This window comes from Pseudoalteromonas sp. KS88 (assembly GCF_004766475.1).
In the GTDB taxonomy this organism is placed as follows: Bacteria; Pseudomonadota; Gammaproteobacteria; order Enterobacterales; family Alteromonadaceae; genus Pseudoalteromonas.
The window spans coordinates 1-15,819 of sequence record NZ_PYHV01000030.1 but is presented as its reverse complement, the minus strand read 5'-3'; the positions used below and the strand labels follow the sequence as shown (position 1 = coordinate 15,819).

Annotated in this window: 14 protein-coding genes; 8 read left to right on the top strand and 6 right to left on the bottom strand. The window is 42.4% G+C overall.

Going from position 1 to position 15,819, the window contains the following annotated elements:
- The 6 genes from mmsB to C7Y70_RS17690 form a co-directional block, all read right to left on the bottom strand.
- On the bottom strand, positions 1-891 hold the full coding sequence (mmsB, locus tag C7Y70_RS17715; protein ID WP_135476214.1) for a 3-hydroxyisobutyrate dehydrogenase: 891 nt from the start codon (positions 889-891) through the stop codon (positions 1-3).
- A 4-nt stretch (positions 892-895) separates the two neighbouring features.
- Complete coding sequence (locus C7Y70_RS17710) at positions 896-2,041, bottom strand: enoyl-CoA hydratase/isomerase family protein (RefSeq protein WP_135476212.1); 1,146 nt, start codon at positions 2,039-2,041, stop codon at positions 896-898.
- On the bottom strand, positions 2,041-2,820 hold the full coding sequence (locus tag C7Y70_RS17705) for an enoyl-CoA hydratase (RefSeq protein ID WP_099293809.1): 780 nt from the start codon (positions 2,818-2,820) through the stop codon (positions 2,041-2,043). Before C7Y70_RS17705 ends, C7Y70_RS17710 begins: the two co-directional genes overlap by 1 nt.
- A 10-nt stretch (positions 2,821-2,830) precedes the next feature.
- Positions 2,831-3,988 carry an acyl-CoA dehydrogenase family protein gene (locus tag C7Y70_RS17700; RefSeq protein ID WP_099293811.1) on the bottom strand — a complete coding sequence of 386 codons (1,158 nt, stop codon included), beginning with the start codon at positions 3,986-3,988 and terminating at the stop codon, positions 2,831-2,833.
- Between the two features lie 94 nt (positions 3,989-4,082).
- Positions 4,083-5,573, bottom strand: coding sequence for a CoA-acylating methylmalonate-semialdehyde dehydrogenase (locus tag C7Y70_RS17695; RefSeq protein WP_135476210.1), 1,491 nt, complete (start codon positions 5,571-5,573; stop codon positions 4,083-4,085).
- An 89-nt stretch (positions 5,574-5,662) separates the two neighbouring features.
- Positions 5,663-6,844: an acetyl-CoA C-acyltransferase gene (locus tag C7Y70_RS17690; protein ID WP_135476208.1), complete on the bottom strand. Its 1,182-nt coding sequence runs from the start codon at positions 6,842-6,844 to the stop codon at positions 5,663-5,665.
- 329 nt (positions 6,845-7,173) lie between these two features.
- Here C7Y70_RS17690 and C7Y70_RS17685 point away from each other — a divergent pair, with 329 nt between their 5' ends.
- The 8 genes from C7Y70_RS17685 to C7Y70_RS17650 are packed head-to-tail and all read left to right on the top strand — an operon-like array spanning position 7,174 to position 15,536.
- Positions 7,174-7,608 (top strand): MerR family DNA-binding transcriptional regulator, encoded by a 435-nt coding sequence (locus tag C7Y70_RS17685; protein ID WP_099293817.1) that lies wholly within the window; start codon positions 7,174-7,176, stop codon positions 7,606-7,608.
- Positions 7,609-7,663: 55 nt separating this feature from the next.
- On the top strand, positions 7,664-8,839 hold the full coding sequence (locus C7Y70_RS17680; RefSeq protein ID WP_099293831.1) for an isovaleryl-CoA dehydrogenase: 1,176 nt from the start codon (positions 7,664-7,666) through the stop codon (positions 8,837-8,839).
- 11 nt (positions 8,840-8,850) lie between these two features.
- Complete coding sequence (locus C7Y70_RS17675) at positions 8,851-10,458, top strand: carboxyl transferase domain-containing protein (protein WP_135476206.1); 1,608 nt, start codon at positions 8,851-8,853, stop codon at positions 10,456-10,458.
- Between the two features lie 10 nt (positions 10,459-10,468).
- On the top strand, positions 10,469-11,239 hold the full coding sequence (locus C7Y70_RS17670; RefSeq protein WP_135476204.1) for an enoyl-CoA hydratase/isomerase family protein: 771 nt from the start codon (positions 10,469-10,471) through the stop codon (positions 11,237-11,239).
- A gap of 8 nt (positions 11,240-11,247) precedes the next feature.
- On the top strand, positions 11,248-13,221 hold the full coding sequence (locus C7Y70_RS17665) for an acetyl-CoA carboxylase biotin carboxylase subunit (RefSeq protein WP_135476203.1): 1,974 nt from the start codon (positions 11,248-11,250) through the stop codon (positions 13,219-13,221).
- Positions 13,214-14,125: a hydroxymethylglutaryl-CoA lyase gene (locus tag C7Y70_RS17660; protein WP_135476201.1), complete on the top strand. Its 912-nt coding sequence runs from the start codon at positions 13,214-13,216 to the stop codon at positions 14,123-14,125. The genes C7Y70_RS17665 and C7Y70_RS17660 overlap by 8 nt, the downstream gene beginning before the upstream one ends.
- Positions 14,126-14,169: 44 nt before the next feature.
- Entirely contained in the window at positions 14,170-14,868 is a 699-nt protein-coding gene (locus C7Y70_RS17655) for a CoA transferase subunit A (RefSeq protein ID WP_135476199.1), read from the top strand.
- An 11-nt stretch (positions 14,869-14,879) separates the two neighbouring features.
- Positions 14,880-15,536, top strand: coding sequence for a 3-oxoacid CoA-transferase subunit B (locus C7Y70_RS17650; protein ID WP_099293843.1), 657 nt, complete (start codon positions 14,880-14,882; stop codon positions 15,534-15,536).
- The last annotated feature ends 283 nt before the right edge of the window (positions 15,537-15,819 follow it).

Genomic DNA, 15,819 nt, shown 5'->3' with positions numbered 1-15,819 from the left:
TTACTCCTTTGAGAATAATTTAAAAATGGCACTAAAATCTTCGCTACCAGCACCTTGATGTTGCAACATAGTATATAAGTTTTTAGCCATAGAACCCATTGGGGTTGATGAATTGCTTTGCTGAGCGGCTTCCATAGCAAGACCTAAATCTTTAGCCATAAGGTCAACCATAAAGCCTGGTTTGAAGCCATTACTTGCTGGTGCGGTATCCATAACACCTGGACATGGATTGTACAGTTCAAGCGTCCAATTTCGCCCTGAACTTGCAGTCATAATATTACTTAATACCTTGGCGTCTAAACCATTGTTAACGCCCATTTGAATTGCTTCGCTAGTACCTGCCATCAAAATACTAAGTAACATGTTGTTGCATATTTTAGCGACTTGACCTGCGCCAACATCGCCTGCGTGAAAAATATTTTTACCCATGTCGTTGAGGACTGGTTGTGCTTTTTCAAAATGTGGCAAAGCACCACCCACAATAAATGTAAGGGTACCAGCAGTAGCGCCAGCAACACCACCAGAGACCGGCGCATCAACAAAAGCAATACCTTGCTCTGCAAGCTCTGCTCCAACCTCTCTAGCTGATGCAGCATCAATAGTTGAGCAGTCAATGATTAGTGTTGATTGAGCCAAAATATTAATTAAACCCGTTTCACCTAAGTAAAGTGATTTAACGTGTTTACTTGCAGGAAGCATACTGATCAATACATCAACATCTGTTGCGCAATGTTTTGCATCTTTTGCCGCTGTTGCACCTTGTTCAACAAGATGACTAACCGCAGGCGCACTTAAATCAAATACCTTAACAGCATGCCCTGCTTTCAGAAGGTTAGCAGCCATAGGGCCACCCATATTACCTAAGCCAATAAAGCCAATTGAAAGTGACATAACATTATCCTTGTGTAAGTTGTTTTAATGGATGAGATTTCTCATCCCAGCGTGAATTAAAAAAGCTATCAATAATATCACTTGGAATGTGCTCAATGGATGTGTACTTCCAATTAGGGTTTCCATCCTTGTCAATTAATAGCGCACGAATGCCTTCTTGAAACTCACCGACTTCACCACAGCGAACTGACATATTTAGCTCCATCTGAAAACATTCACCTAGGCTTTTACCTTTTGAATTTTCAAGTTGACGAGCAACCAATTCACAGCTTAGAGGACAACCATGCTTTAATGATTTTTGTGCACGAGCCAACCATTTATCGTCAGTTTCAAGATTTAAGATGTAATCAATTTTGTCTTTGAGTGAAGTGAAATCACCAAGTTTTTGAAGTATTGATAAATTGGCTTTAACATTCCCTTTAGGCAGACGCCCTGATAGTTGGTCTAACTCGTTTAATAAGCCTGTTAGCTTTTCATGATTTAATGACGCTGTTTTACCCCACTTAGTGCAAACTAAGTGTTCAAGTAGCACGTCATATTTTTCGGTATTAATAAAATGATCAGCCAATGACACAAACATCGCATCTTCACAGTTAATGGAAGCAGCTGTTAAACCTAAAAATAACCCAACATGTTCAGGCATCTTATGTAAAAAGTAACTGCCACCCACATCAGGGTATAAACCAATTGTTAATTCGGGCATCGCAATTCGTGATGTCTCAGTGACAACTCGGTGACTAGCACCTGCCATCAAACCTAAGCCACCTCCCATGACAATACCATTACCCCACACTAAAAAAGGTTTTTCGTAGCAATGTATCAGGTAATCGAGACGGTATTCTTGCGTAAAGAAATCTTCAATTAAACTATTAGGCTCATTTGAACTCATAGCGGTATGAAGGCTTACAACATCTCCACCGGCACAAAACGCTTTGTCGCCTGCACCTTTGAGCATCACCATCGCGATATCATCATCCTCTGCCCACGCTTTTAACTGAGGATCTAACAACTTGATCATGTCAAAATTAAGGGCATTTAATGATTTAGGAGAATTAAGCGTAGCGATGCCAATTAAAGAACCATTCGTAGCCGTCGCTGTTTCAAACAACACTGGCGAGTCTTGGTTATTAAGCTGCACTAAATCAACCATTAGCCATTCACCCAGTTTGCTTTGCGTTTATCTAAAAAGGCGTTAACCCCTTCGCGCTGATCTTCTGTGTCAAATAAACCAACAAAAAGTTCACGTTCTAGAGGAAGAGCATGCGCCATTGGTTGTGTACGGCCTTTTTGAATAAGTGATTTACATGCGGTTACTGCAACAGGGCTTTGATCAGCCACTTGGTTTGCAAGTTTTAAAGCACTCGCAAAGCCTTCGCCTTGTGGTACTACTTCTTCGACTAATCCAATTTGTAATGCTTTGTCTGCTTTAAGGCGCTCACCACATAAAATCATTCGCTTAGCCCAACCTTCTCCAACTAACCAAGCTAAATTTTGTGTGCCACCTGCACAAGGTAATAAACCAACTTTTGCCTCAGGTAGTGCCATTTGAGCTTGTTCCTCAGCAATACGAATATCACATGCTAAAGCTACTTCAAGCCCACCACCCATGGCATAACCATTAATCGCCGCAATAGATACGCCTCTAAAGTCAGATAATGCTTCAAATGCATCACCAAATACTTTTGACATTGTTGCAGCAACACCTTTATCGCCATCCGCGAAAACATTTAAATCAGCACCGGCGCTAAAAAATTTCTCACCTTCCCCTGTGATCACCAAGGAATAGATATTTTTATTATCGTTAAGCTCATTTACCGTATTTTTCAAAGCGATTAGAGTGTCTTGAGTCCAGGTATTTGCTGGCGGGTTAGACATCGTTAAAATTGCTACGTGACCTTCAATGGTTAAATCAATACTTGGGTTTGACATGGCGAGCTCCTTATAAAATATCAGCTGCTGATTGTGCTAAAATTCGACGAGCAATGATCACTCGCATAATTTCATTTGTGCCTTCTAAAATTTGATGAACGCGTACATCTCGAACATGGCGCTCTAACGGGTATTCTTTGATGTAACCATAGCCACCATGAATTTGCAGTGCTTCATTACAGACAGTAAAGCCAACATCTGTAGCGAACCGTTTCGCCATTGCGCAATACGTTGTTTTTTCACTATCACCAGTATCAAGTTTGAATGCAGCTAAACGTACCATTTGGCGCGCTGCAACAAGCTCAGTGTTCATATCTGCAATCTTAAATTGCAGTGCTTGAAATGCAGCCAGTGGTTTTCCAAACTGTTCACGCTCTTTTAAATATTCGCGTGCTGTTTCAAGTGCTGCTTGAGCGGTACCAATTGAACAGGTTGCAATATTAATGCGTCCGCCATCAAGGCCTTGCATTGCAAACTTAAAGCCTTCGCCTTCAGCACCCAATAAGTTTTCAGCGGGTATACGTACATCTTCAAAACTGATCAAGCGCGTAGGTTGCGCGTTCCAGCCCATTTTTTCTTCAGCTTTACCGTACTCAATACCTTTCGCATCTGCAGGGACTACGAATGCTGAAATGCCCGCTGCACCTTCATCTCCTGTGCGTGCCATAACGACAAGAACTTCAGTTTCACCCGCGCCAGAAATAAACATTTTTGAGCCGTTTATAACGTATTCATCGCCCTGTTTTAGCGCTTTAGTTTTTAAAGAGGCAGCGTCCGAGCCAGAGCCTGGTTCAGTTAAACAATACGAAGCTAATAACTCACCCATGACTAGCTGTTCGCAGTATTGATCCTTAATTTGCTCGGTGCCAAAGCTGGCAATCATCCAAGTTGCCATATTATGAATAGTTAGCATCGCGGTTGTTGCTGTGCAGCCCATGGCGAGTTGTTCAAATATAATGCTTGAATCTAACCGAGATAAACCTAAACCACCGGCCTCCTCTGGTGTATATAAACCGCAAAAGCCAAGCTCACCTGCCGCTTTGATCGTATCTTTTGGGAAAATATGTTCACGGTCCCATTTGGCTGCATTAGGGGCTAGCTCTGACTGTGCGAATTGGCGCGCTGTTTCAGCAAATGCTTGCTGATCTTCTGTTAAATTAAAGTCCATGGAAGACCTCTTTATTTATTATATGTTGTCAAAATAGAGAAAGGGCTACAAAGGCATCATTGTGTGTGACGTATCCTTTGCGCCCCTATTTTTATTATTTAAGATTAATACTCATGTTTGGGCCCGAAGCAATATCATCTTCAAACCATCGAGACGTAATTGTTTTTGTTTCTGTATAAAAACGAATCCCCTGCTTACCATAAGTATGCGTGTCACCGTAGAAAGAGCCTTTCCAGCCAGTAAATGAGAAGAAAGGCAGCGGTACAGGAATAGGTACATTGATGCCCACTTGACCTACTTCAATCTCATGTTGGAATTTACGTGCTACTGCACCACTTGACGTAAACAATGATGTACCGTTTCCGTATGGAGAGTTGTTAATTAGTTCGATAGCTTCTTCAAGGGTGTCAACAAACATACACGCCAAAACCGGGCCAAAAATCTCTTCGTTGTAAAGATCCATCTCGGTTGTTACATCACTAAACAAGGTTGGACCAACCCAATTTCCTTTTTCATATCCTTCAACGGTATAATCAGAGCCATCAATTAAGCATGTAGCGCCTTGTTCTTTACCGCTTTGGATCAGTGATAAAATACGTGCTTTAGCCGCTGCAGACGTTTGCGGGCCGTAAGCGGCATCTTTATCATCCCAAACGCCAGGACGTACTTTAGCAAAACCTGCTTTAATATCATCAACCCAATCTTTAGCCTGTCCAACAAATACAGCTACAGAAATTCCCATGCAACGTTGGCCAGCAGCACCTACAGAGGCACCAACTAGGTTATTAACAACATGTGAGCGACTCGCATCAGGCATTATAACCATATGGTTTTTTGCGCCTACACACGCTTGAACACGTTTTAGATTTGCTGTTCCTTTTGAATAGATATACTCACCTACGCCACACGAACCAACAAATGAAATTGCACGAACTGCAGCATCTTCAAGTAGGCGATCAACTTGAGGCTTAGTCCCATGAACAACCTGAAGTACTCCTTTTGGAGCACCTGCTTCAACAAATAATTCAGCTAACCGCATTGGCGTTAGCGGGTCTTGCTCTGATGGTTTCAAAATAAACGTGTTACCACAGACAATTGCAAGTGGAAACATCCACAACGGAATCATCGCCGGAAAGTTAAATGGCGTAATACCTGCACATACACCTAATGGCTGCATATATGAGTAAGTATCAATTTTGCGAGCAACGTTTTCCATGGTTTCACCCATCATTAACGATGGCGCATTTGCTGCTTGTTCAACCACTTCAATACCGCGCCATACATCACCTTTTGCATCTTCAAACGTTTTACCAAGTTCATGGCAAATAATGGTGGCTAGCTCGTCGTGATGCTCTTTAAGCAATGCTGCATATTTCATCATAATGCGGGCACGCTCAGTAATTGGTACGTCTTTCCATGTTTTAAATGTTTCTTTTGCTGACTCAATTGCAGCATCCATTTCTGCATCAGTGGCACACGGTACATGCGCGAGTACTTCTTGATTTGCAGGGTTAATAACATCGATAATTTGATCTGATGTTGATTGAATAAATTCGCCGTTAATGAATAATGGTACTTGGTGCATAGTGCACTCCTCCCCAGAGGGTAATTAATTAAGCCGCAGTAAATTATTATTAAAATGGCCTGCGGCTATAAGTTTATAAAAATGAGTTGTTAAATTGCTTCAACTGCAAGTGCTACGGCTTCACCGCCACCAATGCACAATGAAGCGATCCCTTTTTTAAGGCCTCGGTTTTTAAGCGCATGGATAAGTGTAACCAATATACGTGCACCACTTGCGCCAATTGGATGACCAAGTGCACAAGCACCACCGTTAACGTTAACTTTATTTGCATCGAGTTTCAGTTCATTAATGGCCAGCATAGTAACCATCGCAAATGCTTCATTGATTTCCCAAAGATCAACATCTTCAGTCGACCAACCAGCTTTGCTTAACAACGTATTCATTGCGCCAACCGGTGCCATTGTAAATTCACTGGGCTTTTGAGAGTGTGTGCTGTGCGCGACAATTCTACAAAGTGGTGTTAAACCTTGCGCTTTAGCATGCGATTCGCTCATTAAAATTAATGCAGCACCACCATCTGAAATTGAGGATGAGTTAGCAGCGGTAATTGTGCCGTCTTTTTTAAATGCAGCGCGCAAACTAGGAATTTTATCCGGACGGGCATTGCCAGGTTGTTCATCTACACTGATTGTCACGTCGCCTTTACGGGTATGCATGGTATGAGGGGCAATTTCAGCATTAAAGCTGCCGTTATCAATTGCCGCATTTGCCTTACTTAATGAAGAGAGTGCAAACTCATCCATCTGCTCACGACCAATGCCGTATTCATCGGCTGTATCTTGAGCAAAACAACCCATTGCTTTGTTGTCATAAGCATCCTCTAATCCATCAGACATCATATGGTCTTTGATTTCGCCATGACCCATTCGCATTCCGCCACGCGCTTTTGGAATAAAGTATGGTGAATTAGTCATGCTTTCCATGCCACCAGCAACAGCACTATTTATTGAACCTGCCTTGATCAAGTCATGCGCTAACATAGCCGCTTTTAAACCTGAGCCACACACTTTATTAATTGTTGTTGCGCCGGTAGCACGCGCTAAACCTGCTTTAAGCATAGCTTGGCGAGCAGGTGCTTGGCCTAAACCTGCAGGCAGTACACAACCCATAATAACTTCATCAATTGCACTGTCGTTTAAACTAGCTTCTGCTAGTGCACTAGCAATGGCTGTTGCACCAAGCTCTGTGGCGTCTGCACCGCTAAGGGCTCCCATAAAACCACCCATTGGGGTGCGTTTAGCTGCTACAATAACAACGGCTTCGGTAGTCATAAAAAGGCTCCATTTAGTAATTGGCACTCTCATTGTGTTTTAAGATAAGCCATACAATACGTTTATAATCTGCATATGAGCATACATAATATTTACGTTTACGCCAACGTAAATCTAAAATCAAGGTTTTTGCGCCCAACAAAAGTGTAAACTTATCTTTATTTTAGTGTAGTAATTAACAAACAACACAGCTACAGCACCTATAAACAATGCAATTTTTGCAAACCAGCGCACTTAACACCTACGTCTAAAGTATAACTTCCACAATGCACTTTACCTTTACGTAAACTTCACTTATATTGGAGTTATTCGAATGAGGTAAGAACACTATGAATCCAGATAATCAAACAAACTTTGCAAGTTCAGCCACCGAGCCTGCGAGTAATGAACAAACATTTAGTATCAGTGAATTAGCTAAAGAGTTTGATATTACTACGCGCTCGATCCGCTTTTATGAAGATCAAGGTTTGATCTCTCCTGAACGCAATGGGCAAACACGCATCTATTCTAAGCGCGATAAAGTCCGCTTAAAGTTAATTCTACGCGGCAAGCGCCTAGGATTTACACTAGCTGAAACCGGACGTTTGTTTGAACTCTATGACGCTGATAAATCAAGTGCTAAACAACTGGTTACTATGCTTGATTTAATTGCAGACAAAAAAGCCGACCTTAGCCAACAAATGGACGATATTAAAGTTGTCTTGATGGAACTTGTTACGGCAGAACGACGTTGTCGCGATACCTTAAATAATTTAGATGAATAACTAACACTACTACATTATAAAAATTCATTAACAGACTCTCACACAGGAATGAATCATGAGCACTATTTCACTATATAAAGAAATGAACTTTGGCCTTGGCGAAACAGCAGATATGATCCGTGATCACGTTAATAGCTTTGCTAGTCAAGAAATCGCCCCATTAGCTGAAAAAACCGACCTTGATAATGCGTTTCCTAACCAGCTTTGGCCACAACTTGGCGAAATGGGCTTATTAGGTATGACAGTACCAGAAGAATTAGGCGGTGCTGGGCTTGGTTACTTAGAGCATGTCATCGCGATGGAAGAAATAAGCCGAGCAAGTGCATCTATTGGCTTGAGCTATGGTGCGCATTCAAACCTGTGTGTAAACCAAATAAATCGTAATGGTTCTCAAGCTCAAAAAGAAAAATACTTACCTAAATTGATTAGCGGTGAACACATTGGTGCACTTGCAATGAGTGAACCTAATGCAGGCTCTGATGTAGTTTCAATGAAACTAAAAGCCGAGAAAAAAGGTGATAAATACATACTCAATGGTAATAAGATGTGGATCACCAATGGTCCAGATGCAGATACCTTAGTAATCTACGCTAAAACTGATTTAAACGCCGGTGCTAAAGGGATTACAGCTTTTATCGTTGAAAGTAGTTTCCCAGGTTTTTCAACTGCACAAAAGCTAGACAAACTCGGTATGCGCGGTTCAAACACATGTGAATTAGTATTCGAAAACTGCGAAGTACCAGAGGAAAATATCCTAGGTAATTTAAACGAAGGCGTAAAAGTACTGATGAGTGGTCTTGATTATGAGCGCGTAGTACTTGCTGCAGGCCCTCTTGGTATTATGCAAGCCTGTATGGACATTGTAGTTCCTTATATTCATGAACGTAAGCAATTTGACACACCGATTGGTCAGTTCCAACTTATTCAAGGCAAAGTTGCCGATATGTACACACAAATGAACGCCGCACGTTCATATGTTTATACCGTTGCAAAATCATGCGACCGCGGTGAAACGACCCGTAAAGATGCCGCTGGCGCAATTTTATATGCAGCAGAGCTTGCAACCAAAATGGCACTTGATGCGATTCAAATTCTTGGTGGCAATGGCTACATAAACGAATATGCAACGGGCCGTCTACTACGTGATGCAAAATTGTATGAAATTGGTGCCGGTACCTCAGAAATCCGCCGTATGCTTATTGGCCGCGAACTATTTACTGAAAGCAGATAAGGACCTACGCGATGACAATTTTAAAATCTAGCGTTAATCCACATGATCCGCAGTTTTTACAAAATCAGCAAAATATGGCTGAGTTAGTTGCTGATTTACGTACCAAAGTAAAAGAAATAAGCCAAGGTGGTGGCGCTGCATTAATCGAGCGACACGAAGGCCGGGGTAAACTTTTTGTTCGTGACCGTATTAGCACCCTAATAGATGAAGGCTCACCATTTTTAGAGATTTCGCAGTTTGCAGCTCATGGCGTTTACGAGCAAGCCATACCTTGTGCGGGTGTTGTTGCAGGTATTGGCCGCGTTAAAGGCGTTGAGTGTATGATTATCGCCAATGACGCGACAGTTAAAGGCGGCACTTACTTCCCTCTTACAGTGAAAAAACATTTACGGGCGCAAGACATTGCTGAGCGTTGTCACTTGCCATGTATCTATTTAGTGGATTCAGGTGGCGCAAATCTGCCTGAGCAAGACGATGTATTTCCAGATAAACTGCATTTTGGCCGTATATTTTACAATCAAGCAAGAATGTCAGGCAAGGGGATCCCTCAAATAGCAGTGGTTATGGGCTTGTGTACCGCTGGTGGTGCTTACGTGCCCGCTATGGCTGATGAGAGCATTATCGTTAAAGAGCAAGGGACTATATTCTTAGCAGGTCCTCCTTTAGTGAAAGCCGCGACGGGTGAAGAAGTATCGGCAGAAGAACTCGGTGGAGCTGATGTGCACTGTAAAACGTCAGGTGTTGCCGACCATTACGCTGAAAATGATAGCCATGCATTATCAATCGCACGACAATGTATTGAGCGCATTAATTATCAGCGCCCTACCCAACCTTTACTTGATGAAGTTAAAGCACCTCGATATGACATCAACGAGCTATATGGCATTGTAGGTACTGATCTTAAAAAGCCATTTGACGTGCGTGAAGTCATTGCACGAACGGTAGATGACTCATCGTTTGATGAATTTAAACGTTACTTTGGTGACACTCTGGTAACTGGTTTTGCCAAAATATATGGCCACCCTGTGGGCATTGTGGCAAACAACGGCATTTTATTTAGTGAATCAGCACAAAAAGGTGCCCACTTTATACAGCTTTGTGCCCAGCGCAATATTCCTTTGGTATTTTTACAAAACATTACCGGCTTTATGGTCGGTAAAAAATACGAAGCAGAAGGCATCGCAAAACATGGCGCCAAGATGGTTATGGCAGTGTCTTGTGCTGACGTACCAAAATTTACTGTATTAATAGGTGGCTCATACGGTGCTGGCAACTACGGTATGTGTGGCCGTGCCTTTGAACCTACCATGATGTGGATGTGGCCTAATGCCCGTATATCAGTGATGGGTGGCGAACAAGCTGCAGGTGTAATGGCGCAAGTGAAACAAGATGGTTTAGCGCGTAAAGGCCATAGTATGACTGATGAACAAATTAGTGAATTTAAAAAACCAATCATTGATCAATATGAGCAGCAAGGCCATCCGTATTATGCAAGTGCTCGTTTATGGGATGACGGTATAATCGACCCTGCTGATACCCGTAATGTTCTTGGCTTGGCATTAACTGCAGCAGCTAATGCACCAAAACAAGATTCGCAATTTGGCGTCTTTAGAATGTAAGGAAGTGAGTATGTCAGTAACACTACAAATAACTAAATCAAATGTGGCTGTACTCGTTTTAAGTCGCCCAGAAAAGCGTAATGCTTTTAACGAGCATGTTATTCATGAGCTTATCCAGTGCATAGAACATGCAAATACGCTTGATGTACGTGCCCTTGTACTTAGAACTGAAGGGGAACATTTTTCAGCCGGTGCCGATCTCAACTGGATGAAATCTATGGCTGGCAACGATTTTGCTGAAAATCTCGCTGATTCAAAACAGCTTGCAAAATTAATGCATGTTTTAGCAACTAGTCCGCTTGTCACCATTTGCGCTGTTCAAGGTGCAGCATTTGGCGGCGCATTGGGTTTAATTGCCTGTTGTGACATTGCAATTTGCCAAGATAATGCCCAGTTTTGCCTAAGTGAAGTCAAACTAGGGCTTATACCCGCGGTGATCAGTCCTTACGTTATCAAAGCGATAGGTGAACGTGCAGCACGCAGATACTTTTTAACTGCCGAAATCTTTGATGCCCACACAGCAAAGCAGCTTGGTTTAGTGCATCAAGTTACAGGCAAACTTGATTGTGCCGTTGATCAACTACTTGAAACACTCATTAACAATGGCCCTGTTGCGGTTCGTGCTGCTAAACAGCTAATTAATGATGTCGCAGGTCATGAGATAAATGGCCAAATAATAAACTTAACTGCTGAACGTATTGCACATATTCGGGTATCTGAAGAAGGCCAAGAAGGTTTAACTGCCTTTTTCGAGAAACGTCCACCAAGTTGGCAAGCATAGGATTCACCATGAGCACACAATCATTACAAAAAATTCTTATTGCTAATCGAGGCGAAATTGCCTGTCGCGTAATGCGTACGGCAAAACAGATGGGCTTAACCACAGTAGCGGTTTATTCCGATGCAGATAAACATGCTCAGCACGTTAAATTAGCAGATGAGGCTTATCATATCGGTGCAGCACCGAGTAAAGACTCATATTTAGTAGCTGATAAAATTCTTAAAGTAGCCCTTGATGCAAACGTCGACTGCATTCATCCAGGCTATGGATTTTTATCAGAAAACAGTGAATTTGCAAAAGCCTGTGAACAAAACAGCATTGCATTTATAGGCCCACCTGCAAGTAGTATTGAAGCTATGGGGTCTAAAACGCGTGCGAAAGAAATCATGGCTGCGGCAAATGTACCTTTAGTTCCGGGATACTACGGCGATAACCAAGAGCCCGATTTCCTTCAAGCAGAAGCCGATAAAATTAGCTACCCTGTGCTTATTAAAGCTGCTTTTGGTGGCGGTGGTAAGGGCATGCGGATCGTTGAACACGCCAAAGACTTTTTAACAGCATTGCAAGGAGCTCAACGCGAGGCCATTGCGGGTTTTGGTAACGATCTGGTGTTACTGGAGCGCTATGTTAATAAGCCTCGTCATGTTGAAGTACAAGTGTTTGCTGATAATCACGGTAACTGCGTGTATTTAGGCGATCGCGATTGCTCATTACAACGTCGTCACCAAAAAGTGATTGAAGAAGCACCTGCTCCGGGTCTTAGCGATGAACTTCGTAAAGAAATGGGCGAAGCTGCGGTGCGATGTGCATTAGCTATCAATTATCGTGGTGCTGGTACGGTAGAGTTTTTACTGTGTGGCGATGAATTCTTCTTTATGGAAATGAATACGCGTTTACAAGTAGAACACCCAGTAACCGAAATGGTCACGGGAGTTGATTTAGTTAATTGGCAAATTAATGTGGCTGCTGGTAACACCCTACCATTAGAGCAATCTGATATCGTACTGCAAGGCCATAGTTTCGAAGCGCGTATTTATGCAGAAGATCCAAGCAATGACTTTATTCCATGTTCTGGCACCCTCGATGGCTTGTATATACCAGCTGAATCTGAGTTTGTACGTATAGACACAGGTATCAAACAAGGGGATGAAATAAGCCCGTTTTATGACCCCATGATCGCAAAACTCATCGTTCATGATGATAGCCGTGCTGCTGCGCTTTCACGTTTAAGTACTGCTCTTGAGCAATTTCATTTATCTGGATTTAGCTGTAACGTCAGCTTTTTACATAACTTAGCCAATCATCAAACCTTCAAACAAGGTGCACCAGATACGCACTTTATTGAAGAGCAAGGCGATGCATTGATATCTAATGATGCTGCGTTAAATACCTATAGCAACGTTATCGCTGCATTTTGCTACTTAACACAGTTAAATAGTCATAGCGTGAACCCTTGGGATCAGCTATCTGGCTTTATGCTAAACCGTGATCCAGTTATTACTATTCCTTTTAGCGACAGCCCTATCACAGCGACTAAGTTAAGTGATGGTTTTGCAATTCACTTAGATTCAGTTGACTATACAACCACTGGCACAATTGAAAATAACCTGTGTCAAGTGTTTATCAACGGTGATAAGCATACCTGTCATGTTGTTAATACCGCCAACACCATTACCGTGATGTACAAAGCACTACAAACAACGTTTGAATTAATAGACAAACATTACATAAGTGACCATGAAAGTGAGGCTCTGCCGCTTGCAGCTCCTCTTAATGGTACTGTGGTTAAGCACCTTGTTGAAGTCGGTAAAGAAATACAAAAAGGTGATGCAGTTGTTATTATTGAAGCGATGAAGATGGAGTATACCCTCAACGCACCGCACGATGGCATTTTGCAAAGTTATTGCTTTGCTGAAGGTGAATTGGTAAGTCATGGTGCCCTGCTTGCTATCGTAACTGATGAGAGTTCCGCAGATGAGTAACACATTGCCTACACAAGTACGAATTGTAGAAGTGGGTGCGCGAGATGGCCTGCAAAATGAAAGCGCTGTTAGCACCCAAGACAAAGTGTCACTCATCAACGCTCTTGCAGCAGCAGGGATCCACGATATCGAAGCCGGTGCATTTGTATCACCTAAGTGGGTGCCGCAAATGGCTGATTCGCGTGACGTGATTAACTCTCTAAATCTGCCAGATAATAACTTAACCGCCCTCACGCCAAATTTAAAAGGGGCACAAGCAGCGCATGAGGTAGGCATAAAAGAGTTTGCTATATTCACAGCAGCCAGTGAGTCTTTTTGCCAGAAGAACATCAACTGTTCAATTGAACAAAGCATTGCCCGTTTTGCTGATGTTATGGAATTTGCCAAACAACATAATATTCGTGTACGTGGCTACGTAAGCTGTGTACTAGGTTGCCCCTACGAAGGCGACATAAGCCCGCAACGCGTATTAGAAGTGAGTCAAATGTTGTTAGACCTTGGCTGCTATGAAATAAGCCTCGGTGACACCATAGGTGTAGGCACAGCTAAAAAGGTGGATGATTTATTTGATGTATTGTTGGCGCATATTGATGAATCAGTGTTAGCAGTTCACTTTCACGACACTTACGGCCAAGCGCTCACAAATATTTACACAGCCTTGAACCGAGGTATAGCAACGGTTGACAGTGCAGTAGCAGGGCTTGGCGGCTGTCCTTATGCTAAGGGAGCGTCAGGAAATGTTGCCACTGAAGATGTTGTTTACTTACTGCAAGGGCTTGGCATAGAGCATGGAATTGATTTAGAAAGACTAGTTAACGCTGGTTGGGCTATTTGTAGTGCATTAAACAAACAACCTGTGAGCAAAGTGTCATTAGCTTTAAAAAATCAATCTACTGACCAATAATTAATGTATTGGTTTACGACGTAATCATATTAAGGAGTGGGCCCATGGCCGGTTTCGATAAAGTAGTTTCAAGTTATGAAGCTGCAATGGAAGGTTTAAAGGATGGCGATACAATCATAGCCGGTGGCTTTGGTTTATGTGGCATCCCAGAAGGGCTTATTAACGAAATAAAGCGTAAGCAAACTAAAGATCTAACCATGGTATCAAATAACTGCGGTGTTGATGATTTTGGTCTTGGAATTTTATTGCACGACAAACAAATTAAAAAAATTATCGCATCTTATGTCGGTGAAAACGCATTATTCGAACAGCAGCTGTTAAATGGTGAAATTGATGTAGTTCTTACCCCCCAAGGTACTTTAGCTGAAAAAATGCGTGCCGGTGGTGCAGGCATACCAGCATTTTATACTGCAACAGGTTACGGTACACCGGTAGCGCAAGGTAAAGAAGTAAAAGAATTTGACGGCCGCCCTTATATTCTTGAAGAATCGATTACGGGTGAATTTGCTATTGTAAAAGCGTGGAAAGCTGATCGTTATGGCAATCTAGTGTTTCGTCATACCGCAATGAATTTCAACCCTATGGCAGCAACAGCAGGTAAAATTACCGTTGCAGAGGTTGAAGAAATTGTTGAACCAGGAGAGCTTGAACCGAGCCAAATTCACACCCCTGGCATTTTTGTTAACCGTGTTATCAAAGGTAATTTTGAAAAACGCATTGAACGCATCACCACCAGCGATTAGGAGTAACGAGCATGGCATTATCACGTGAACAAGTCGCAATGCGGGTTGCGCAAGAGCTTCAAGATGGTTATTACGTAAATTTAGGTATCGGTATCCCTACCCTTGTGGCTAACTACGTACCTGATGGTATCGAAGTTATGCTTCAGTCTGAAAATGGTCTACTCGGTATGGGTCAGTACCCTACAAAAGACCAAGTTGATGCTGATATGATTAACGCGGGTAAAGAAACCGTGACAGCAGCGACAGGTGCTGCCATATTTAATAGTGCAGATAGTTTTGCAATGATCCGTGGTGGTCATGTAGACTTAACAGTCTTAGGTGCATTTGAAGTTGACCAGAACGGAAACATCGCCTCGTGGATGATCCCAAAAAAGCTGATTAAAGGCATGGGTGGTGCGATGGACCTTGTTGCTGGTGCAAAGAATATTATTGTTACTATGACCCATGCAAGTAAACATGGTGATTCAAAACTTCTTGAAAGTTGCTCTTTACCACTAACAGGTGTTAACTGTGTAAAGAAAATAGTAACCGATTTAGCCGTTTTAGAAGTGAAAGACGGCGCATTTCATTTATTAGAACGCGCCCCTGGTGTGTCAGTCGATGAAATAATTAGCAAAACAGCAGGTAAATTACTTGTTGATGGTGAAGTCCCTGAGATGGTTTTTTAAACCAGACCGACTCACCCTGTACCGACCTCATTCCCAGTGCCAATGGCGCTGAGTTACCCAAAATCCCTCTTACGAGGGATTTTTTTTGTCTGCAATTCACTGCACCAATTTATAGCAAGCATATTTTTTATTGCCCTATTGTAGTTAAATTGCTGACATATCGGTTAAGTAACCTGAACTCTGGATAATAAATCTATCTCCAGCGGCTACTTTCAACGCTAACTGCGTTGAATTTACTTGCAATAGGCCAGCTATTGACGCATAAATTCGCCTTGTTATCGCT